General features: G+C 71.0%; 19 protein-coding genes. 4 read left to right on the top strand and 15 right to left on the bottom strand.

From position 1 onward, the window contains the following. Positions 1 to 121 precede the first annotated feature (121 nt). The 4 genes from BY998_RS06755 to BY998_RS06740 are packed head-to-tail and all read right to left on the bottom strand — an operon-like array spanning position 122 to position 5,430. Positions 122 to 1,351, bottom strand: a complete 1,230-nt coding sequence (locus BY998_RS06755; RefSeq protein WP_110350851.1) for a class I SAM-dependent methyltransferase — start codon at positions 1,349 to 1,351, stop codon at positions 122 to 124. Continuing rightward, complete coding sequence (gene rfbG / locus BY998_RS06750; protein WP_110350850.1) at positions 1,348 to 2,445, bottom strand: CDP-glucose 4,6-dehydratase; 1,098 nt, start codon at positions 2,443 to 2,445, stop codon at positions 1,348 to 1,350. The genes BY998_RS06755 and rfbG overlap by 4 nt, the downstream gene beginning before the upstream one ends. Further along, a complete protein-coding gene (gene rfbF / locus BY998_RS06745; protein WP_110350849.1) occupies positions 2,445 to 3,212 on the bottom strand; it encodes a glucose-1-phosphate cytidylyltransferase in 768 nt (255 codons plus the stop codon). The genes rfbG and rfbF overlap by 1 nt, the downstream gene beginning before the upstream one ends. 31 nt (positions 3,213 to 3,243) lie before the next feature. Beyond that, a complete protein-coding gene (locus BY998_RS06740) occupies positions 3,244 to 5,430 on the bottom strand; it encodes a glycosyltransferase (RefSeq protein WP_245421501.1) in 2,187 nt (728 codons plus the stop codon). A 237-nt stretch (positions 5,431 to 5,667) separates the two neighbouring features. Here BY998_RS06740 and BY998_RS06735 point away from each other — a divergent pair, with 237 nt between their 5' ends. Continuing rightward, positions 5,668 to 6,306, top strand: coding sequence for a MarR family transcriptional regulator (locus tag BY998_RS06735; protein ID WP_110350847.1), 639 nt, complete (start codon positions 5,668 to 5,670; stop codon positions 6,304 to 6,306). Positions 6,307 to 6,397: 91 nt separating this feature from the next. Here the strand turns inward: BY998_RS06735 and BY998_RS06730 are convergent, their stop codons facing one another. From BY998_RS06730 to BY998_RS06685, 10 genes are all read right to left on the bottom strand, one after another. After that, positions 6,398 to 6,724 (bottom strand): hypothetical protein, encoded by a 327-nt coding sequence (locus tag BY998_RS06730; protein WP_110350846.1) that lies wholly within the window; start codon positions 6,722 to 6,724, stop codon positions 6,398 to 6,400. Beyond that, positions 6,721 to 6,996: a hypothetical protein gene (locus BY998_RS06725; protein WP_110350845.1), complete on the bottom strand. Its 276-nt coding sequence runs from the start codon at positions 6,994 to 6,996 to the stop codon at positions 6,721 to 6,723. The genes BY998_RS06730 and BY998_RS06725 overlap by 4 nt, the downstream gene beginning before the upstream one ends. Before the next feature lie 168 nt (positions 6,997 to 7,164). Next, positions 7,165 to 7,818: a M15 family metallopeptidase gene (locus BY998_RS06720; RefSeq protein ID WP_110350971.1), complete on the bottom strand. Its 654-nt coding sequence runs from the start codon at positions 7,816 to 7,818 to the stop codon at positions 7,165 to 7,167. Positions 7,819 to 7,882: 64 nt separating this feature from the next. Beyond that, positions 7,883 to 8,251 carry a fluoride efflux transporter CrcB gene (gene crcB / locus BY998_RS06715; RefSeq protein ID WP_110350970.1) on the bottom strand — a complete coding sequence of 123 codons (369 nt, stop codon included), beginning with the start codon at positions 8,249 to 8,251 and terminating at the stop codon, positions 7,883 to 7,885. A 154-nt stretch (positions 8,252 to 8,405) separates the two neighbouring features. After that, positions 8,406 to 8,585, bottom strand: coding sequence for a hypothetical protein (locus BY998_RS06710; RefSeq protein WP_110350844.1), 180 nt, complete (start codon positions 8,583 to 8,585; stop codon positions 8,406 to 8,408). A gap of 76 nt (positions 8,586 to 8,661) precedes the next feature. Then, the gene (locus BY998_RS06705) at positions 8,662 to 9,549 is read right to left on the bottom strand and encodes a hypothetical protein (RefSeq protein ID WP_110350843.1); all 888 of its coding nucleotides are present in this window, start codon (positions 9,547 to 9,549) and stop codon (positions 8,662 to 8,664) included. After that, the gene (locus BY998_RS06700) at positions 9,546 to 11,621 is read right to left on the bottom strand and encodes a glycosyltransferase (RefSeq protein ID WP_110350842.1); all 2,076 of its coding nucleotides are present in this window, start codon (positions 11,619 to 11,621) and stop codon (positions 9,546 to 9,548) included. The genes BY998_RS06705 and BY998_RS06700 overlap by 4 nt, the downstream gene beginning before the upstream one ends. Continuing rightward, positions 11,618 to 13,501 carry a glycosyltransferase gene (locus tag BY998_RS06695; RefSeq protein WP_110350841.1) on the bottom strand — a complete coding sequence of 628 codons (1,884 nt, stop codon included), beginning with the start codon at positions 13,499 to 13,501 and terminating at the stop codon, positions 11,618 to 11,620. Before BY998_RS06695 ends, BY998_RS06700 begins: the two co-directional genes overlap by 4 nt. Beyond that, the gene (locus tag BY998_RS06690; RefSeq protein ID WP_245421500.1) at positions 13,489 to 14,100 is read right to left on the bottom strand and encodes a hypothetical protein; all 612 of its coding nucleotides are present in this window, start codon (positions 14,098 to 14,100) and stop codon (positions 13,489 to 13,491) included. The genes BY998_RS06695 and BY998_RS06690 overlap by 13 nt, the downstream gene beginning before the upstream one ends. A gap of 171 nt (positions 14,101 to 14,271) precedes the next feature. Beyond that, complete coding sequence (locus BY998_RS06685; RefSeq protein ID WP_110350839.1) at positions 14,272 to 15,657, bottom strand: M20/M25/M40 family metallo-hydrolase; 1,386 nt, start codon at positions 15,655 to 15,657, stop codon at positions 14,272 to 14,274. 300 nt (positions 15,658 to 15,957) lie between these two features. Between BY998_RS06685 and BY998_RS06680 the strand changes: the two genes are divergently transcribed. From BY998_RS06680 to BY998_RS06670, 3 genes are read left to right on the top strand one after another with little or no spacing between them, the layout of a single operon-like run. Further along, on the top strand, positions 15,958 to 16,482 hold the full coding sequence (locus BY998_RS06680; RefSeq protein ID WP_110350838.1) for a (2Fe-2S)-binding protein: 525 nt from the start codon (positions 15,958 to 15,960) through the stop codon (positions 16,480 to 16,482). Further along, a complete protein-coding gene (locus BY998_RS06675; RefSeq protein WP_110350837.1) occupies positions 16,479 to 17,492 on the top strand; it encodes a xanthine dehydrogenase family protein subunit M in 1,014 nt (337 codons plus the stop codon). Before BY998_RS06680 ends, BY998_RS06675 begins: the two co-directional genes overlap by 4 nt. 10 nt (positions 17,493 to 17,502) lie before the next feature. After that, the gene (locus BY998_RS06670; protein WP_110350836.1) at positions 17,503 to 19,764 is read left to right on the top strand and encodes a xanthine dehydrogenase family protein molybdopterin-binding subunit; all 2,262 of its coding nucleotides are present in this window, start codon (positions 17,503 to 17,505) and stop codon (positions 19,762 to 19,764) included. A gap of 166 nt (positions 19,765 to 19,930) precedes the next feature. Here the strand turns inward: BY998_RS06670 and BY998_RS06665 are convergent, their stop codons facing one another. Beyond that, positions 19,931 to 21,367, bottom strand: coding sequence for an acetamidase/formamidase family protein (locus BY998_RS06665; RefSeq protein ID WP_110350835.1), 1,437 nt, complete (start codon positions 21,365 to 21,367; stop codon positions 19,931 to 19,933). Between the last annotated feature and the right edge of the window lie 111 nt (positions 21,368 to 21,478).

Below are 21,478 nucleotides of genomic sequence, written 5' to 3'. Positions count from 1 at the left end.
GTCATCGCGAGCGTGAGCGAGGCGATCCAGGGGCTCGCCGTTTCCGGATAGAACGGTGCAGCGGGATTGCTTCGGCTCCGCCTCGCAAGGACGGAGAGCGCGGGACCTCTGGCATCCCCCATCAGAACACCGTCAATGCGGGGATCGCCACCGCGAAGCGCCCGCCCCATTCGCGGATGGCCGCCATCTCCCCGGCGATCTCGTCCTTGAGGTTCCAGGGCAGGATCAGCACCGTGTCGGGGCGCATGGCCAGGAGTTCGTCGGGCGAGACCACCGGAATGCGGCTGCCGGGGAGCGAAGTGCCCTGCTTGTGCGGCGAGCGGTCGGCGACCGCGCCGACCAGCTCAGGGCCGATGCCGCAATAGTTGAGGAAGGTGTTGCCCTTGGCCGCCGCGCCGTAGGCGCAGACCGTGCGGCCCGCCGCCCGCTCCTCGATCAGGAAGCGGAGGGCGTCGCATTTGATGTCGGCCACCGCCTGCCCGAAGCCGGCGTAGCCGGACGCGTCGAACAGGTTGGCGCCCCACTCGCTGAGCACCACCCGCTCCAGGGCCGGGGTCGACTGGTGCGCGGCATGGGCGTGGCAGGCGAAGACGCGCAGCGAGCCGCCATGGGTCGGCCATTCCTCCACATCGAACACCCGCAGGCCCTGTTGGCGCAGGATGCCGATCACCACGCCGAGCGAGAGGTAGGAGAAGTGCTCGTGGTAGATCGTGTCGAACTGCCGGCTCTCGATCATCCGCAGCAGGTGCGGAAATTCGAACGTCGCCACGCCCTCCGGCTTCAGGATCTCGGCAAAGCCCGCCGCGAAGTCGAGGATGTCGGGCACGTGGGCGAGCACGTTGTTGGCCGCCGTCAGGTCGGCCCGGTGGCCTGCCGCGGCCAGCCGCCGGGCGGTGTCGCGGCCGAAGAAGGCGACCTCCGTCGGCACCCCGCGCTCGATTGCGACGCGGGCGACGTTGGCCGCCGGCTCGACGCCGAGCACCGGCACGCCGCGGGCGACGAAGTATTGCAGCAGGTAGCCGTCGTTGCTCGCGACCTCGACGACCTTGCTCTCCGGCCCGAGGCCGAAGCGCTCGATCATCGCGGCGACGTAGGCCTCCGCGTGCCGCAGCCAGCCGGCGGAGAAGCCGGAGAAGTAGGCGTAATCCGAAAAGATCGCCTCGGGGCTCTCGAAGGCTTCGAGCTGCACCAGCCAGCAGGCGTCACAGACATAGGCGTGGAGCGGGTGGAAGACCTCGCCCCGGTGGCGCCGCTCCGGCGTGACATAGGAATTGGCGAGCGGCGAGAGGCCGAGATCGCAGAAGGTTCGGGTCAGGGCGGCGCCGCAGGCGCGGCAGGTCGGTGCGGTCACGCGCGGGCTCCGGGCGTCTGGCCGAGGGCCTCGTAGCGCGCGATCTCGGCCTCGACCAGGGCCCGCGGATCGCTGCCGGCGGCGGCCGCGCGGTACCACGCGGCGGTCCAGTCCAAAGCCGTGTCGAGGCCGAGGCGCCGGTCCCAGCTCAGCCGGGCGCGGGCCTTGGAGGCATCGACCTTGAGATAGGTCGCCTCGTGCGGATGCGTCTGCTGCGAGAGGTGCCAGCCGGCGCCCGCGCCCCAGCCTTGAGCAAGCCGCTCGACGAGATGGGCGACCGGGCGGCAATCCTCGTCCGCCGGGCCGAAATTCCAGGCTTCCGCGAAGGCCGCGCCGCCCTCGCCCGCGAGACATTCGGCGAGGCGCAGGTAACCGGCCAGCGGCTCCAGCACGTGCTGCCAGGGGCGGATCGCGTGGGGCGCGCGGATCTCGACCGAATGCCCCGCTTGAAACGCGCGCACGATGTCGGGAATCAGCCGGTCGGCCGACCAGTCGCCGCCGCCGATGACGTTGCCCGCCCGCGCGCTGGCGATCCGAGCCGGGTGGCCGTCCGCGCCGAAGAACGAGGCGCGGTAGGCGCTCGTGACGAGTTCGGCGCAGCCCTTCGAGGCGCTGTAGGGATCGCGCCCCCCCATGGCCTCGGGTTCGCGGTAGGCGTAGGCCCATTCGCGGTTCTCGTAGGCCTTGTCGCTCGTCACCACGACGACGGCGCGCACGCTCGCCACCGCCCGCACCGCCTCCAAAAGGTGGACGGTCCCCATGGTGTTGCTTGCGAAGGTCCCGACCGGGTCCGCGTAGGAGGGCCGCACCAGGGCCTGCGCCGCCATATGGATCACGATCTCGGGCTCGGCCTCCCTCACGGCCGCCGCGAGTGCGGAGTGGTCGCGGATGTCGCCGATCCGCGAGGCCTCCGCCGGAAAGCCGATCGCCTCGAACAGGCTGGGCCGGGTCTGAGGCTGCAGGGCGAAGCCGGAAACGCGGGCGCCGAGGCGCGCCAGCCACAGGCTCAGCCACGCTCCCTTGAAGCCGGTATGCCCGGTGAGCAGCACGCGCCGTTCGGCCCAGAAGGCGGGATCGGGGTTGAGCGCACCCATCACCAGACCTTCCAGGGGGCGTCGCCTTTCGCCCAGAGTTCTTCGAGGTGCTTCTTGTCGCGCAGCGTGTCCATCGCCTGCCAGAAGCCATGATGGTGGTAGGCGTGGAGCTGGCCATCGCGGGCGAGGCTCTCCAGGGGGCCGCTCTCCCAAACCGTGGCGTCGCCCTCGATCCGGTCGAGCACGCGCGGCGAGAGCACGAAGAAACCGCCGTTGATGGTGGCTCCGTCGCCTGCCGGCTTTTCGCGGAAGGAGCGCACGGCGTCGCCCGCGAGGTCGAGGGCACCGAAGCGGCCCGGCGGGACCACCGCGGTCAGCGTCGCGAGGCGCCCATGCGCCCGGTGGAAGGCGGCGAGCGCGGTGAGGTCGATGTCGGCGACGCCGTCGCCGTAGGTCATGAAGAAGTCGTCCTCGCCCAGGTACTTGCCCACCCGCTTGAGGCGCCCGCCGGTCATGGTGGCGTCGCCGGTCTCGATCAGCGAGACCTTCCAGTCCTCGGCCGCCGAGCGGTGGAACTGCACGTCACCGCGGCCGAGATCGAGCGTGACGTCGCTCAAGTGCAGGCGGTAATTGAGGAAAAACTCCTTGATGACGTAGCCCTTGTAGCCGAGGCAGATCACGAACTCGCTCACGCCGTGGGCGGCGAAGATCTGCATGATGTGCCAGAGGATCGGCCGTCCGCCGATTTCCAGCATCGGCTTGGGGCGCACCACGGTCTCCTCCGAGAGCCGCGTGCCGAGCCCGCCGGCGAGGATCACCGCCTTCACGCACGGCCTCCGGATCGTTGCGTCGTCGCCATCATCGCCACGCCTCTACCATGCGCCGCGCGGCTTGCGGAAACCGCTCGGCATCGAGCTCGAAAGCGGGCGGGCGGATGCCGAAGGCGTCCCCGTAATACGGGTCGCGGGCCAGCCGCGCGCCCCAGCGCTTGCGGAAGCGGGCCTGCTCGGCGGGATCGACGGTCGGCACCCGGTTGCGGCTCTCGTAATGGTGGAGGCTTGCCTCGGCGCAATAGACCGTGCGCAGGCCGCGCTCGCCCAGCCGCAGGCAGAGGTCGATGTCGTTGTAGTTGATGGCGTAGCCCTCGTCGAAGCCGTCGATCGCCTCGAATTCGGCGCGCCGCACCATCACGCAGGCACCCGTCACCGCGAGGTAGTTGCGGTTGGTCAGGCTCGAACCGTGATCGCCGGGATCGTCGCCGGGGTAGCCGCGGCGGACATGGTCGGGCAGGCCCTCGCCGAAGACCACGCCGGCATGCTGGAGCGAGCCATCCTCGAACAGGAGCTTCGGGCCGACCGCGCCGACGCCGGGGTTTTGCGCCAGCCCTAGCATCGCTTCGATCCAATCGGGCGTGATGACGCTGATGTCATCGTTGAGGAAGACCAGCACATCACCGCGCGCCGCCCGCGCCCCGAGGTTCATCTTGGCCGCGACGTTGAAGACCGGCTGCTCCCAGGTCGCGGAGCGCGCCCCGAACTGTTCCAGAGCCGCGCGGGTCAACGGCCGCAGGTCGCCGTTGTCGACGGCGACGATCTCGATGCTCTCGTAGCTGCTGGTCCCGCGGATGCTGGCGAGGCAGGCGGCGAGCAGATCGACGGTCCGGCCGCCGATGAGGCTGTCGCGCCCGGCGGTGGGGATCACGATCGAGACGAGCGGGCGCGTCGGCAGGCTTCGCCTCAGGGCGTAGAGGCCGGGGGCGACGATGCGCACGGAATCGAGCCCGCCGGTGCGCCGTGCCCGCTCCGCGAGCGCCCCGGCCGCGGCCTCGTCCGCTTCGGCCGTCTCGCGGCGGTGGCAGAGGATCTGGGCGACGTGCCCAACGCGCTTCGTGCGCTCGGTCAGGCGCAGCGCGAGGTCGTAATCCGGCGCAGCCTCGCTTCCCGCGCGGAAGCCGCCGACGGCGCGCACCAGGGACGTGCGGTAAAGGGCGAGCGCCCCGGTATAGAAGCCAGCCTCAAGCGTTTCGGGCGACCAGTCCGGCTTGAAGTGCGGGTCGCGCCGCTCGCCGTCGGGACCGAGCCGGTCTTCGTCGGAATAGAGCATGTCGAGGTCGGGCTCGGCGCCGAGCCGCCGGACCATGGCGAGCAGGGCGTGGGGCGCGAGCCGGGCGTCGGGCGCCAGCGGAGCGAGGTAGGGCCCTCGCGCGCCGTTCAGCGCCGCATCGAGGGCCGCGAGCGGGCTGCCGGAGGGTGCGGGCAGCCGGCGGATGCGGGCGTCCTCGGCGGCAAGCGCGTCGAGGGCGGGAGCGGGCGGGACCGCGAGGCACAATTCCCACTCGGGATAGCTCTGCGCCCTCAGGCTGGCGACGGCCTCGGCGAGATGCGCGGGATCGGCCGTGCCCGGCGCCATGACAACCGAGACGAGCGGGCGCTCCGGCAGCGCCGCGAGGATCGCCGGTACCGCCGAGGGAGCGGGCAGGGCCGAACTCTCCACCGCCGCGATCCAGGCGGCGTAGCTCGCGGGCGGGCGGCGGGTCTGCGCGGCGCGGGTCAGGCGCCGCCGGATCTCGCCCGGCGGCACGCTGCGCAGGAGGCCCCAGGCTCGGCGCAACAGGCGGAGCGGGCGGCGCTCCTGCGGCGGCAGCCGTTCGAGGACGGCGCGCGCGGCGTGAAACCCCGCCGTGATCCGGCCCACGGGCTCGATCCGCACGGCGTCGAGGCGGAAGGAGGGGCCTGCCTCGACAGCCTCGATGCGCAGCGCGCGGGTCCCGGCGGGCAGGCGGATCACGTCGTCGGTGCCCTCCGGCCGCGGGGTCAGCCGGTAGCGGCGCGGCTCCGACTCGCCCTCCGCCTCGACCGCGAGCACGGGCCGCACGTCTTCCGGCCGGCATCGGACGCGGATGCGGCTGCCCGAGAAAGCCGCCAAAGCCGTGGCGGGGCCGAGGGCGAAGACCGGGTCGGAGCCGGTCGCTCTCCAGGCGCCGTCCGGGGCTCGGCGCAGGTCGCGCAGGGGATAGAGGCCGAGCGATTCCCGGCCCCTCGGCACGCCCCGTTCTCCCGATGTCGCGTCGATGGTCATGCGGCGCGGGAAACCACGGAATCGGCGGTCGGGTGAAGCGATTTTTCGCACGAGCGGTGTATTGTCGGCTCGGTTCGCGTGATCGGACCGGCTCTGTCATCGAAGTTTCATCGCGAGGCGGCAGATGCTGTCCCGCGGGAAGCCATAGGACGACATCCTATGTCAGCGTCGAAGCCCGCGCGTCCGCGAAGGGAACCCGGGATCATGTCGGCGACAAACGAAGCGGTCGCCGTGTCGACGCACGGCGAGATCTCCGGCAAGGCGTCCGGGCGCGGCGCGAAGGACGGCAAGACCGTCAAGCGCCTGCGTCCGCCAGCGGCCAAGAGCGTCGGTTGGGCGCTCGTCCAGGCGGCGCGCCTTCACCGCGCCCGGGTCGGCGACCGCCTCGCTGCCCTCGATCTATTCGCGGGCCAGGAACAGGTGGTGCAGGCGCTGGCCGCGGCCGGCAGCATGACCATGGGCGACCTCGCCGCCACCCTGCGGGTGCGTCCCCCCACCGCCTCGAAGACGATCTCCCGGCTCGCCGCGCTCGGCTTCGTCGAGCGTCGGGCCGAGGCCGGCGACGGCCGCATCGTGCGGGTCCGCCTGACCGAGATGGGGATGGCCAAGGCCGCCGCGATCGAGCGAATCTGGGACGAGGTCGAGGCCGAGCTCCTCGAAGGCTTCGACAACAAGGAGCGCCGCCGCCTGCGCAAGCTCCTGCGCAAGGTCGCCCGCAGCCTCGCGGAAGCCGCGGGCGTCACGGGCCACGAGGAGGCCGACCACGAGATGGACGGCGAGGCCGACGAGGAGGAGGAGATCCTGCTCGGCCCCGGCGCCTCGGATGCGGTCGCCCGCAGCTGAACCCGGGGCGCGGCGCGGGCCGAATGAGGCGCGCTCCAGCCGGATCGACCCGTCAAGCGTGTCGCGCTGCCCCGCGACGACCGACCCGGGATCAGGCCCGGCCGGCCGGCGCCATGTCGGCGAGATCCGTGTGGCCGGGGCGGGAGAGGGCGGCGGCCAGCATCGCTTCCAGCACGATGAGGTCGCAATCCGGATCCGGCTCCCAGCCGCAGCAGCAGGAGCCGTTGGGGCCGTGCACGGCGGCGGCCTGCCGGTAGAGCGCCCCCACGGTGCGCGCCGCAGCCTCCAGGGCTGCCATGACGTGCATCGGCTCCCGCTGCAGCGCCTGCCAGAAGGCGGCCGTCAGAGCCCGCTCGAGCGTGCCCTGCGCGTGACGCTCCGCGGCGTCCGGCAAGGTGGTGATCAGACCCGCGCTCATGCCCGCACCGTCACGCGTGCCGCCACGAGGCCGCGGCGCGGGGGCGTCGCGTCGCCGGGCTCCAGGCCGACGAGCGATTCCAGCCCGCCCCGGCTCAGGCGCAGGGAGGATCCGTCCCACCACGCCAGCCGCAGGGCATCGAACAGGCCGTCGAGGAAGGCGTCGACCGTTGCAGCGGGGCCGCCAAGCGGTCGGCCGGCGGGCGTCGCGGCGGCCGGTGACGGCCAGGGGCTGCCCTGGGGAGTGTCCGGAAGGTGAATGATGTGTGCCATGGGTTCATCATGGCGCACTTGCTGTTTACTGCGCAAGTTCCTGAGAAAAAATTGGAAATACTTTAAGTCGCTGTTTTTATGCTGCGGTCCAGTCTCGATTTGGAAGAATTCAAGCGGGCCGAAAAAGACGCGCTGGCGTCTCGGCTTGTCCCTCTCGCCCCGGCCGGCTCAGCGCACGGGCCGGTCGAAGGCGGTGTCGGGATAGGGCTCGTCCCGGAGCGTGAAGTGCCACCATTCCTGGGCGTAGGGGGCAAAGCCGGCGCGAATCATCGCGTCCCGCAGCCGGCGCCGGTTGCGAATCGGCGTCGCGCCGATCCCGGGCGCATCGGTGGCCGAGGCCTCGTCGAAGAGGTCGAACGGGGTGCCCATGTCGCGTTCCGCTCCGTCGGCGAGGCGGACGAGCGTCAGGTCCACGGTCGAGCCGCGGGAATGGGCGGAGCGCTCGGCGATGTAGCCGAGGCGGAACAGGTCCGCCTTGTCGACCCGCGGATAATAGGCGGTCTTCATGCGGGTGTCGGCGGGGGCGCGGGCCCAGGCCGCGAAATCGGCGACCGCGCGGCGCGGCCGGTAGCAGTCGAATACCTTCAAGCCGAGGCCCTCCGGCGCCAGTGCCGCCTGAGCTCGGCCGAGGGCCCGCGCCGCCTGCGGCGTCAGCAGGCAGCGGGGCGCCTCGTAGCCAACGATCGGCCGGCCGACGAAGTTGTCGGAACCGGCGTAGCGCATGTCGAGGCGAAGCCCCGGTACCACCCCGGCGGCATCGACGAAGGGGTTCGCCTGCGCCGCGGCCGCTGCCGGCGCGGCCGCGAGCGCCGCCGCGAGCAGTAATCCGCATCGGCAGGAGTGCGGAGGCAGGCTCACGGGCCAACCTCGATCGAAGCGGACGCCGTCACAGGACTTGCCGCATCACCAGGAGCGCGAGGGCGAGCCCGCCGATGCCGGCGAGCACCGAGACCAGCACGTAGGCCAGGGCGGCCGGCCACTCGCCCCGCTCCAGCAGGGTGACGGCTTCGAGAGAGAAGGTCGAGAAGGTGGTGAAACCGCCGAGAAGGCCCGTGGCCACGAACAGCCGGGTCTGGGGCAGACCGCCGCGCAGGGCCAGCCAGCCGGTGACGAGCCCCATCAGCACGGAGCCGACGACGTTGATGCCGAGCGTGCCCCAGGGAAAGCCCGAGCCCAGCCGCAGGGCGAAGAGGTTGACCCCGTGGCGCAGCACGCCGCCGAGGCCGGCGCCGAGGAAGACGAGGAGCGTGTTCAAGGCGTGAACCCAGGAGGCGGCAGGCGGCAATCGTGCGGGTGCAAGCCTTGTTCCCGGAACGGGCCGGCGTGCCAAGAGGTGGCGCGCGGCGGCGCGACCGGGATTTCCGGCAGACGGGGCCGCTTCGATCCCTCGGTGCCGCGCCGCAGCGGCCTCAGAGCGTGCGAATCGTCTCCTCGATCCGCTGGGCCTCTTCCTCGTCCACCTGAACGGGCCGGCCGCTGTCGTCGGGGATGCCCTCGCCGGTCTGGGCGATGGTGTCGTTGCGCGGGCGCGCATTGGGTCCCGTCGAGTCGGGGCGCTCGTCGCGCTGGTTCGGGCCGTCGCGGATCATGGGCGTGATCCTTGAATGTGATCCTGGCGGGCATTCTTGCTCGGGAAACGCCCGCGGCCGCGCCGGTTTCCCCGGCTCAGCCGGCGGACCAGTCCTCGCCCTTGGCGAGCCTGCGCGCGGAAAACGAGCCGCCGGGAAACACCGCGGCGACGCCCGGCCGCTTGAGGCGAAGGTCCCACACCCGCGCCTCGGCGTAGCGCAGGGTCAGCGTCCGGCCACCGGCCGCGCGGGAGAGGAAGCAGCGCTCGAAGGCGAGGAGCTGCGTCGGCATCGGCGGATGGGGGCCCGCGCCGGTGTCGATTGCCAGGGCGATCGCCGCCTGCGCGCCCGTCTCGAAGGCGCGGAAGGCGTCGAGCAGGGCGTCGTACTCGACCCCGTCGACGCAGAGCTGGAGACAGACGCGCGGGGCGAACTCCGCCTGCGGGTCGAGAGGCGCGTGCCGCAGCAGCGTCAGGGCAAAGCGCCCGCCCTCCGCATCCGGAAGCGTGAGGATGTGATCCTCCGCCACGCCGTCGAGCGCGCGCAGCCGGTCCGGCTCGATCGGGGAGGGGGCGGCCTCGCGCCCCTCCGCGCGGCCGTCGTTGCGGAAATGCAGGAGCGGGTTGCTCCCGGCGCTCACCACGTCGGGGTAGCGGGCGAGGTACAGGCTGGTGCTGAAGGCCGGGCTCGGGTCGAGGCCTGCCGCCGCGCCGATCCGCTGGTAATGGCGCACCGGATCGAGCCGGGTCCGCCCGCTCTGGCGGCGGTAGAAGGCGGTGTCGAAATCCGCGTTCGGGTTGCGGTCCTGTCGCGCGCCGAACCAGACATAGTGCAGGAAGGGGTCGAGGCCGCTCCGCGCCACGCCCGGGTTGCGCTCCCGGTAATAGGCCGCATCGAACAGCTTCGGCACGCGGCCGATCACGGCGCGGCGCAGGAGACCGGAGGCGAGGCCGACGAGGCGGGCGAGGGGAGAGGGCGCGCTCATGCCACCACCTGCGCCTCGCACAGGCCCCGGATCGTGGCGGCGAAGGCGTCCGCGTCGCAATCCTCGGCGATGCGCGCGAGGCCCTCGGCGCGGACCGCCTGCCAAAGGGCGCCATCCTGGTGCAGGCGGATCAGCGCCTCGGCGAAGCCGGCCGGGTCGCGCCAATCGCGCACGAGGAAGCCGGCGCCGTCCTTCCAGCCGACCTGATCGGCGAGGATCGGCGTCACGGTGCAGGGCAGCCCCCGGGCCAGCGCCTCGTGGACCTTGTGCGGGATGCCCGCGGCGAAGCGCGTCGGAGCGAGGAAGACGCGGGCGGCATCGAGATAGGGCTCGGTCTCCGGTACCCGGCCGGTGACGCGCACGCCGGGCTGGCGGGCAAAGCGCTCGCGGATCTCCGGGGCAATCCCGCCGACGACCGTGAGGCTCGCCTCCGGCAGCCGCGACCGCACCCGCGGCCAGACGCTCTCGAAGAACCAGTCGAGGGAATCGACATTGGGCTGGCCCTCGCGGGCGAGCGCGCCGACGAAGACGAAGCCGGTGCGCGCGGCGAAATCCGGCGTCGGTGTCTCCGGGAGCGTCAGGGCGTGGCCGAGCACCGCGACGTTGCAGGGGCTGTAGCGGGCGAGCACCCGCGCCTCGGCGGGCGAGACGCAGACCACGGCGTCGGCGAGGCCAAACAGGCGGGTCTCCCGCGCCGCCTGCCAAGCGAGGTCCGCGGCGACTGCGCTGCCGTCGGTGGCCGCGCCCGTCACGAAGTCGCGCAGGGCGAACAGGGCCTCCGAATCGAAGATCACCCGCGAGCGCACGAAGCCGCGCGGGTCGAGGCCGGCGGCCTGGAGCGCCTGCGTCACGAACAGGATGTTGTGCGGCCGGCTCACCCAGAGCACGTCATAGCGGTCGCGCCGCTCGGCGATCAGGCGTGCGAAGCCGGCGTCGCCGCTGGCATGGAGGATCTCGATCCGCTCGTCGAGGTCGCGGTAGCGCTGCGACTCCTCTGCATCCGCCTCGTAGTTCGGGAAGAAGGTGACGGCGTAGCCGAGGCCCGCCATGGCGTTGAGGATGACGTTGGCCCGCGGCAGGCCGGCGCCGAGGTCGAGATGGGGCACGCGGTCGTCGACGTAGAGCACGCGCAGGCGCCACGGGTCGTGGTCGAGCGTGGTCCCGCCCCGCGGCTGCGGACCCTGCTCGAACAGGCTCGCCCGGTGGCGGTCGAGGAAGCGGGCGCGATTGCGGTCGAGCAAGGCCTCCACGTCCTCGCGGCGGGCGCTGGTGGCGTTCTCGTAGTGGATCGCGGTGGCCCGCGGCTGCACCAGCACCCGCCGCCCGGCCTGATGGCAGCGCAGGCAGAGGTCGGTGTCCTCGAAATAGGCGGGCGCGAAGAGCGGATCGAAGCCGCCGAGCTCTTCGAAGAAGACCCGCTCGATCATCAGCACCGCACCGGAGACGTAGCCGACCTCGCGGGTCGCGGCGTGTTCGGGCGCGAGGGGGTCGGCGTCGCCGCGCCCGTACGGGTGGGTGAGCTGCGGATCGTCGCGAAAGCCCGCGCCTGATTCCTGGAGATAGCCGCCGGGGAAGACGAGGCGCGCGCCGACGATGCCGGTGCCCGCGTGATCACGGAAGGTGCCGACCATCGCGTCCAGCGCGCCGGGCAGGAGGTCCACGTCGGGATTGAGGAACAGGATGAACCGGCCCCGCGCCGCCGCCGCTCCGGCGTTGCAGGCCGGGCCGAAGCCGGTGTTGGTCGCGTTCTCGATGAGCCGCACGCCGTCGAGCCGCCCGTAGAGGGCACGGGTCTCCGGCGCGGAGGCGTTGTCGACCAGCACGACCTCGAAGCTCGCCCCGGCGAGCTTTTGGCCGGCGCAGAGGCGGTAGAGCGTCAGCGCCAGGAGATGGCGGGCGTCGCGGGCGACGATGACGATGGAAACGTCCGGCTCGGGCTCCGGCGCGAAGGTGAGGCGGACGCCGTTGCGGAACAGCGACTCCCACAGCAGCGCGGCCTCCGCCAGGGCGGCCCGGCGGCCGGTGCCGGGATCGACGGTGTCGAGCAGGGCGATGGCGGGCGTCTCGCTCATGCGGCGTCCTCGGCGAGAGCGATCCGGCCGATCCCGTCATCGGTGAGGAAGACGAGGCGCGCCGGCGCGGCCGGCAGCGGCTCGGCGGCGCGCAGCCCCAGGCTCACCGGCAGCGGCGCGGGCAGGCGCCCGGTTCGGTCGGCATAGGCCTCGGCGCCGCGCAACTGGAGCGGCGTGACCCGCTCCAGGCGCAGTTCGACGGCGCCGTCTCCGGCGATCAGGAAGCAGGCGGCCGGATGACTCCCGCCGACCAGAACGCCGGGCAGCAGCGTCGCGATCTCGATGCGCTCGGCCGTGCGGCCGACGATCCGCCCCTCGCTCTCCCAATCCGCCCGCATGCCGGCGAAGGCGCGGGCCAGAGCCGCCCTTGCCGGTGCGGGCAGGATCTTGTCGCGCACCCATTCCGGCGAGAGCGCGACGTCGAGCGCGCCGAGATCCGGCATCGGTCCGGTCGCGGCGGCATCCGGGCGGGCGAACCAGCGCCGACGCTCCGGCCGGTAGACCTCCGCCCTGCCGCTGCCGGAACGCCGCTCGGTGGCGACGAGCACGCCGTATTCGGGCTCGCTCGCAGGCAGGGAGCGGGTCGAGGTCTCGTAGGTCAGGACGAGGCCGGCGCCGCGGGTGGCGCTCGTCGCGCCGATGCCGCGGTCGTCGCGATCCTCTTCCCGCGGGCGGGGAGAGGGGGGGACGCGGCCGGAATGGTGGGCGTCGAGAAGCCCGATCAACTCCGCTTCGGCCGCCAGCGCCGTCTGCGCGTAGCGCTCGTAGAGTGCCGCGCTCGCCTGCGTCACCCGCGCCAGCGCCTCCGCGTCACGCGCCACCGCCAGCACGGCCGCCTTGACGGCCTCCGCGTCCCGGCAGCGATGGGCCGCTTCGGTCGGCTCGAAGCCTTCGAGGCCGATCTCCGTGCCGATCACCGGACGGCCGAAGGAGAGCGCCTCGCCGACCTTCATCTTGAGGCCGGAGCCCATCAGCATCGGCGCCACGATGAGGTCGGCTTGGTCGTAGAAATCCTCGAGCCGGTCGAGATAGCCGAGCAGTCGCACGCCCGGCCCCTCGACGCCGCGCAGGCTGCGGCAGATCTCGCCCGCGATGACGAGTTCCGGCCGGCCCGGCGTCCAGTCCTGCGCCCAGGTGCGGACGAAGCGTCCGATCGAGAACAGGTTCGGATCGTTGCCGTGGCCGAGGAAGCCGATGCGCGTCACCCGCTCCGCCACGGTGAAGGGCCGCCGCGTGGGGAAATGCGGCGGCAGCAGCAGGACGCGGCGGTCGGTGAGAGCCGCGAAGCCCCGCGCCTCCGCCGCCTGGATCGCCAGCACGAGGTCGGCGCGCGACAGCCCCGCCGCCTCGCCCGCCTCGTCGGTGTAGAAGAAGTTCGGCTCGGCCCGGAACGGCCGGTACTGCTCCTGCCGGCCGGCGAAGCGGTCGTGGGTGTCGATGAGCGTCAGCACGCCCGGCGGCACCCGCTCCAGCGCGCGGGAGAGGAAGACGTAGTTCACCAGCACGGCGCCGGTCTCGGGATATTGAGAGAAGTACCACGTCACGAAGTCACCGACCTCGTCGGGGCACCATTCGTCGATGCCGAAGGCGTTCGAGCGCGTCTTGAGCGGGATGACGGTGCGGGCCTCGATCAGGAAGACGTTCCGGAACGATCGCTCCATTCCCGAAAAATTGGTCGGCGGATGCTGGCCGAAGCGGCGATAGACCTGATCCTCGTGGGCGTAATAGGCGAGGTCGACGGTGAAGCCGCCGCGAGCCAGCGCCTCGCAGGTGGCGACCAGCCGGCGCCGGTTGCCGGCGCTGACGGGCGCCGCCGGCATCGGGGCGAGCACGAGGATCGCGGGCTTGTCCGTCCCTGCGGCCGGCATCAGGAGGCCCATGTCGTCAGCGCGGTGAAGCCGTGGGCATGGAGCGCGAAGGAGCGCTCGGGCAAGCCCTCCGGCGCCGCGCCCCAGACCGGGTCGAGGGTCAGCCGCTGGCGCGGATGAGACTTGAACCCGAGAGCGGCGCGCGCGACCCGGGCACAGCCCCAGCCGGCGCGGGTGCGAAACAGCAGGCCGTGCGGAATGGCCGTGCCGCCGAGCGTCCAACCGCCGGCCTCTTCGGCAAGGTCCGGCGCATCCTCGGCGACCGGCAAGGCCGTGACCGCCGCCTCGACGAGCGTGAACAGGCGTCCGAGCAGCGGGAGGCCCGCCGCGCCGGAGGAGAGCAACGCCCGCGCGAGGAGGGTACGCTCCGCGGCGCTCAGGGCGTCGGCCGAGGCCGGTTCGGAGAGCACCGTGATGTCGCGGAAATGCGTGGCGAGCGTCAGGGTCTCGCCGACGGCCATACCCGCCGCGTCGAGCGCCAGCAGGCAGACGGGCCCCCCGCTCGCGCCCGCTTCCAGCCCGGCGAAGGCCCAGGTGACCAGCGCGACGCCCTCGGGCGCCGCGACGTGCAGGGGGATCGGCAGCGAGGGCGGCAGAGGGAAGCGCAGCACGAGGGCGCCGGGTGCGGCCGCGATGAGGCGGCCCGCGACGGGCGCAGGCTCACCGTTCGCCGATCGAGGAAGCGGAGCGGCGCTCATGCAGGGGAGCGACCCGCCGAGAGAGGCTCGAAAATAGTCATCCGCATCCAGGCAAACCGCGAAGAGGCCTCGTAGATCGTTCCCTCACGCGGCCGCGAGCGCCGAGAGAATCCGCGCCCAGGAGCGCGTGCCCTTGTGGAAGCTCGTCAGCTCGTACTTCTCGTTGGGTGAGTGAATGCGGTCGTCGTCGAGGCCGAAGCCGATCAGCAGGGTATCGAGCCCGAGGATGCGCTTGAAGTCGCCGATGATCGGGATCGAGCCGCCGGCCCCCACCGCCACCGCCTCGCGGCCCCACTCGGCCGAGAGCGCGGCCTGGGCCGCGGCGAGTTGCGGCATGTCGTAGGGCAGAGCCACCGCGCGCGACCCCTTGTAGCAGACCACCTCGACCGAGCAGTCGGCGGGGATGCGCGCACGCACGAAGGCCTCGAAGGTCTTCGAGAGCGCTTCGGGGTCCTGGTCGTCCACGAGGCGGAACGAGACCTTGGCCGAGGCTTGGCTGGCAATGACCGTCTTCGTGCCCTCGCCGGTATAGCCGCCGATGATGCCGTTCACGTCGCAGGCCGGGCGCGACTGGATCAACTCGATCGGCAGGCGTCCGCGCTCGCCGGCCGGCTGCTTCAGGCCGATCGGTCCCAGGAACTTTTCAGGCGTGAGATCGAGCGAGCGCCACTGCTCCAGCAGGTCGGCCGGCGGCTCGCGCACGCCGTCGTAGAAGCCCGGCAGGGTCACGCGGCCATCCGCATCGTGCAGGTCGGCGATGACCCGCGACAGGACGTGAATCGGGTTCGCGGCCGCGCCGCCGAAGAAGCCGGAATGAAGGTCGCGGTCGGCGCACGTCACCTTCACCTCGTAATAGGCGAGGCCTCGGAGCGAGGTGGTGATCTGCGGGGTCTGGCGGTCCCACATGCCGGTGTCGCAGACGAGCACGACATCCGCCTTCAGGCGCTTGCGGTTGGCCGCGACCCATTCGGGCAAGCCTTGCGAGCCGTTCTCCTCGGCCCCCTCGACCAGGATGGTGACGCCCACCGGCAGGTCGCCGTTCATGGCCAGATGCGCCCGGCAGGCCTCGACGAAGGTCATCACCTGGCCCTTGTCGTCGGAGGCGCCGCGGGCGACGATTTTCTTGGAATCTCCCGCCTCGTCGATGCGCGGCTCGAAGGGCGGGGTCTGCCAGAGATTTAGCGGATCGACCGGCTGCACGTCGTAATGGCCGTAGAACAGCACGTGCGGCGCGCCCGGTTTGGGTCGATGCGCCAGCACGACGGGATGCAGCGAGGTCTCCTCGACGCTGGTCGCGAAGCCGAGCGCGTTCAGGTTGCCTTCGAGCCACCGTGCCGCCTCGCGGCAATGGCCGGCATAGGCCGGATCGGTCGAGATCGAGGGGATGCGCAGCCACGCGAAAAGCCGCTCCAGGCTGTTGTCCAGGTCGCGGTCGATGTCGTTGAGGACGGGGTCGAGTGCGTCGGACATGGCGGCTCCTCGAAGGCGGCGGGCGGGGCAAGCGTTAGCCGAGCTTCCCTCTCGGCGTAACCCCAATCGAACGCGCCGCCTTGGGGGCGGCCTCCGCGCTTCCCGCGCTCCCGTGACCGTGGGCCGCCGCCATGGCGCGGGGCCGCCGCGGAACAGGGCCACCTTGGAACCGTTATGGGAACGACCCGGTGCGAGCCCCGAGCCCGCGCCCTTCCAAGACGCGCAACCTCGCCCGGACCATCGCGGAACCGACTGGTTTCCGTTCGTCCATGCGGGGCGCCGCCCATCACGGACACAACCATGCTCATCGACAGCGGTTCGCCCGGCGCGGTCGGGACAATCGGCATCACGCTGACCATCAACGGCGAGCGGCGTGAGCTTCAGGTCGCCCCCTGGACGACGCTGCTCGACCTTCTGCGCGAGCGTCTCGACCTCACCGGCACCAAGAAGGGCTGCGACCACGGCCAGTGCGGCGCCTGCACCGTGCTCGTGAACGGCACCCGCATCAATTCCTGCCTCACGCTCGCCGTGATGAAGGACGGCGCCGAGATCACCACCGTCGAGGGTCTGGCCGGGCTCACGCAGCGCGAGGGCAAGAACAGCCTCCACCCGATCCAGGAAGCCTTCGTCGAGCACGACGCCTTCCAGTGCGGCTACTGCACCCCGGGCCAGCTCTGCTCCTCGGTCGGCCTGATGAACGAGGGGTACGCCAAGACGCGCGACGAGATCCGCGAGGCGATGAGCGGCAACATCTGCCGCTGCGGCGCCTACACCAACATCGTCGATGCCATCGAAGAGGTGATGCACCAGGGAGACGCCCGATGAACCGCTTCGATTACGTTCGCCCCAGCACGGTGGCGGAGGCGGTGCAGGCGCTGGGCAGCGACCCGGCGGCCCGCTTCATCGCCGGCGGCACCAATCTCATCGACCTGATGAAGTACGATGTCGAGCGGCCGGGTAAGCTCATCGACATCACCCGCCTGCCGCTGGCCGAGATCGAGGAGCGCGACGGGGGCCTTCGTATCGGCGCCCTCGTGACCAACGCCACGCTGGCCTACGATGCTCGCATCCGCGAGCGCTACCCGCTGCTGGCCGACGCGATCCTGGCCGGGGCCTCGGCGCAGCTTCGCAACGCGGCCTCCACCGGCGGCAATCTGTTGCAGCGCACCCGCTGCTACTACTTCTACGATACGGCCACGCCCTGCAACAAGCGCGAGCCAGGCTCCGGCTGCTCGGCGATCGGCGGCGTGAACCGCATCCACGCGATTCTGGGGACGAGCGGACACTGCATCGCTACGCATCCCTCCGACATGTGCGTGGCGCTGGCGGCGCTGGAGGCGGTCGTGCAGGTCAGCGGGCCGCAAGGCGACCGGGCGATCCCGTTCGCCGAGTTCCACCGCTTGCCCGGCGACGAGCCCTCGCGGGATACGAATCTGGCGGCCGGCGAGATCATCGTCGCCATCGACCTTCCGGCCAAGGGCTTTGCCGGGCACCACACCTACCTCAAGCTGCGCGACCGGCTCTCCTATGCCTTCGCGCTGGTCTCGGTCGCCGCCGCGCTCGAACTCGACGGGCAGACCATCCGCACGGCGCGCCTCGCGCTGGGCGGCGTCGCCCACAAGCCCTGGCGCAACACGCAGGCCGAGGCGCTGCTGCAAGGCAAGCCGGCCACCCGCGAGACCTTCAAGGCCGCCGCCGACCTCATCCTGCGCGAGGCCAAGCCGCAATCCACCAACGGCTTCAAGATCGAGCTGGCGCGCCGCGCCATCGTCCGCGGACTGGAGCAGGCCGCCGCCGGCACGCCCCAGTCCCAGTCCGACAAGCGTATCCAGTAAGGAGCCGTCCATGACCGTCCAGTTCAGCCCGGCGGCCGGCCGCGACCGGTTCGTCGGCAGCGCCATCAGCCGCGTCGATGGCCCGGCCAAGGTCACCGGCCTTGCCAAATATGCCGGCGAGTTCGCCGCCCCCGACCTCGCCTACGGCGTGGTCGTGTCGAGCGCCGTCGCCAAGGGCAGCATCCGGGGCATCGACGCCTCCGCCGCGGAGGCGGTGCCCGGGGTCATCAAGGTCATCACCCACGAGAACCGCCCGGCCACCTCCGACAAGCCGGAGGATTACCAGGACGCGGTGGCGCCTCCCGGCGCGCCGTTCCAGGCGCTGGCGACGAACCGCATCGTGTTTTCCGGCCAGCCGGTGGCCCTCGTCGTTGCCGAGGATTTCGAGACGGCGCGCTACGCCGCCTCCCTGGTGCGGGTCGATTACGGGGTGGTCGCCCCGCGCACCGAACTCTCGGCGCAGGTGCCGGAGGCCTACGATCCGCCGATGAAGCGGGCTGGCATCAAGCCGCCGCCGGAGCCGTGGGGAGACGCCGAAACGGCCTTCGACGCGGCCGAGATCCGCGTCAACGGCCAGTACCGGATGGCCGACGAGCACCACAACCCGATGGAGCCGCACGCCTCCACCGTGGTGGTCGAGAAGGACGGCACCTACACGGTCTACGACAAGATCCAGGGCGTCTCGAACACCCACGACTACATCGCCAGCGCCTTCGACCTGAAGCCGGAGCAGGTGCGGGTGCTGAACCCCTATCTCGGCGGCGGCTTCGGCTCGGGGCTGCGACCGCAGTACCAGCTCTTCCTGGCGATGCTGGCGGCGCGTGATCTCGGCCGTTCGGTGCGGGTGACGCTGACCCGTGATCAGATGTGGTCCTTCACCTACCGTTCGGAGGCGCTCCAGACCGTGTCGCTCGGCGCCGACCGCTCGGGCAAGCTCACCGCGCTCAAGCACGATGCGGTGCAGGGCACCTCGGCCTACGAGGATTATCAGGAGGTCGTCGTCAACTGGTCGGGCGTGCTCTACGACTGCGACAACGTCAAACTCACCTACAGCCTCGCCAAGCTCGACACCCCGACGCCCGGCGACATGCGCGCGCCCGGCGCCGTGACCGGCGTCTACGCCATCGAAACGGCGATGGACGAACTGGCCTACGCCACCGGCCAGGACCCGATTCAGCTTCGCCTGACGAACTACACCGAGAGCGACCCGACCGAGGAGAAGCCGTTCGGCTCCAAGGCGCTCAAGGCGTGCTTCCAGGAGGGCGCCGAGCGCTTCGGCTGGAGCCGGCGCAATCCGCAGCCCCGCTCCATGCGCGAGGGCCGCGAACTCGTCGGCTGGGGCATGGCGACCGGCATCTGGGAATCGATGATGATGCAATCGAGCGCGCATGCCGTGCTCACCGCGGACGGCCGGCTCGAGGTCGGCAACCAGACGGGCGACATCGGCACCGGTACCTACACGATCCTGACCCAGATCGCCGCCGACACGCTGGGCCTGCCGCTCGACCACGTCACGACCAAGCTCGGCGACACGAACCTCGCCCAGGCGCCGGTGGCGGGCGGCTCGTGGACGGCGGCCTCGTCTGGCACCGCCGTGATGAAGGCGTGCCGCGACATCGCCGAGCAGGCCTTCAAGCTGGCCCGCGGCATGGACAACTCACCGCTCGCCAACGTCGATTTCGAGCGCGTGGTGTTCACGGGCGGTCGCATCGAGGTTGCGGGCGATCCCGCCAAGAGCGTCGCGCTCAGTGAAATCCTGAAGGCCACGGGCACGGAGAAGTTGGGGGCGACAGGGGAGGCGGCTCCCGACAAGGACTTCGCCAAACAATACGAGGCCTACACCCATTCGGCGATCTTCGTGGAGGTGAAGATCGACGAGGAACTCGGAGTCGTGCGCTGCACCCGCGTGGTCTCGGCCATCGCGGCGGGCAAGATCCTCAACCCGAAGACCGCCCGCAGCCAGATCCTCGGCGGCGTCGTCATGGGCATCGGCTCGGCCCTGCACGAGGAATCGATGCTCGACCACCGCATCGGCCGGTTCATGAACCACAATCTGGGCGAGTATCACGTGCCGGTCCACGCCGACATCCACGACATCGACGTGATCTTCGTGGACGAGGAGGACAAGGCGAACCCGCTCGGCGTGAAGGGTCTGGGCGAGATCGGCATCGTCGGCGTGGCCGCCGCGATCTCGAATGCGGTCTTCCACGCGACCGGCAAGCGCATCCGCCACCTGCCGATCACCCCCGACAAGATCGTGACCGAGGGCTGACGCTCACGCGCCCCTGAAAGCCCCGCCCGCCCTCGGCGGGCGGGGCTTTTTCATGATGTTCTTTCGAGAGCCGCCGTCCTCGCGCCTCAGCGACGCGATCCCGACCGCGACTTTTCCGAAAAAGGACAGGCATTGGATTGCGTGCGCTTCGCCTCGCAACGACGGATCACACGGGGCGCTCCGCAAAGATCGACTTCTTCACGATGGCGTGGACGCCCCAATTGCCGTCGACGACCTGGGTGATGCCGAAATCGACGGCGACCGACATCAGCGAGATCGCCTCGTCCTCGGTCAGCCCCTGGGTGTGCATCAGGAACTGGCGCATCTTGCGGAAGGCGTCGCGCATGGCGAGGTCGATCGACGACTTCTGAAAGATCGCGTTCTGCGCGTCCGCGCCGAGATCCTTGAGGTAGTTCGGGTAGCTGAAGCCCGAGAGCACCCAATCCTCGCTCGTCTCGATCATCGGGAAATCGAGCGCTTCGAGCGAGGTGCCTGCAAGGTCCGCCCGCTTGTGCAGGATGAACTGGAAGGTGCCGGTGAGCGAGCACTCGATGGCCGTGCCGCACAACTCCGAATCGCCCTGGCTCGCATGGGGATCGCCCACGGAGAACAGGGCGCCGGGCACGGCGACGGGGTAGTACATCGTAGCGCCCTTGCCGATGCGCCAATTGTCGATGTTGCCGCCGGTATAGCTCGGCGGGATCGAGTTCACCATTTCGGCTTCCGCCGGCGCCACGCCCATCGTGCCGAAATGCGGGCGGATCGGCACGCGGATGCCCTTCAGGACATCGTAGGTGCGCGTCGTCTTCGTGTGATCGACGGGCAGGCCCGGATAGTCGATCGTCGGATGCGCGCGCCCGTCCGGATCGGTCACGCCCGGCCAGGGGAAGCTGTAGACCGCCCGAGCCCAATCGCGGCCGCCGCCGGCATCGACCTCGTAGATCGTGACGACCTCGCGCTTCTTGCCTTCCAGCATGTCGTTGTAGTGATAGCCCCACCACGCGGCGGCGTTGCTGCCGAAGGTCAGGCCCTTGAACTTCGGGTTGGCGGATGGGCGCGGCGCGACGTCGAGGATGCGCACCTCCAGCACGTCGCCGGGCTCCGCCCCGCGGATCGCCACCGGGCCGGTGCAGATATGCACGCCGAGCCCACCGCCGGGACCGAGCTTGGAATCCTCCGGCCCGGCGCCGCGGCGGGCGACGCCCTTGCGCTCCTTCGTCCAGAGGAAGACGCTCTCGGCACCAGGATCGCCCGTGACCATGCGCTCGGCGTCGTCGTTGGCGTGGTGGGTCAGCGTCTCGATGGTGACGAAGTCGCCCGAGGCGATCTCGACCTGCGGCTTGAGACTCTTCGAAAAGTAGCCCCAATGCACCGTCTCGGCATTGGCCGGCAGGTGGTAATGCGCCTTCTGCTTAAGCCGGCTGGTGCTGGTCTGCGCCAAAGCCGGGCTCACCAGCGACAGGCCGCCCGAGACCAGGGCCGCGCCGCCGCTCGCAACGAAGCCGCTCTTCAGAAAAGCGCGCCGCTCCGGCTCCATCTCGCGCCGGTAGCGTAGCCGGTGCTCGGCGAAGGCGGCGCAAGTCGGATCGTCACCACGGCACATTGCAGACTCCACGAGCGTTCAACGCGTGGAGCCGAATGCAAAATTATCGCCAAGCTCGGAGCCGATCCCGCCCGTGGGCCGGGCCGGGATCGGCTCCAAGGTCGTCCTTTG

The organism is Methylobacterium sp. B4, from assembly GCF_003201865.1.
Classification (GTDB): domain Bacteria; phylum Pseudomonadota; class Alphaproteobacteria; order Rhizobiales; family Beijerinckiaceae; genus Methylobacterium.
Note: the sequence above shows the minus strand (reverse complement) of the source record. Positions and strands in the feature narration are given on the sequence as shown.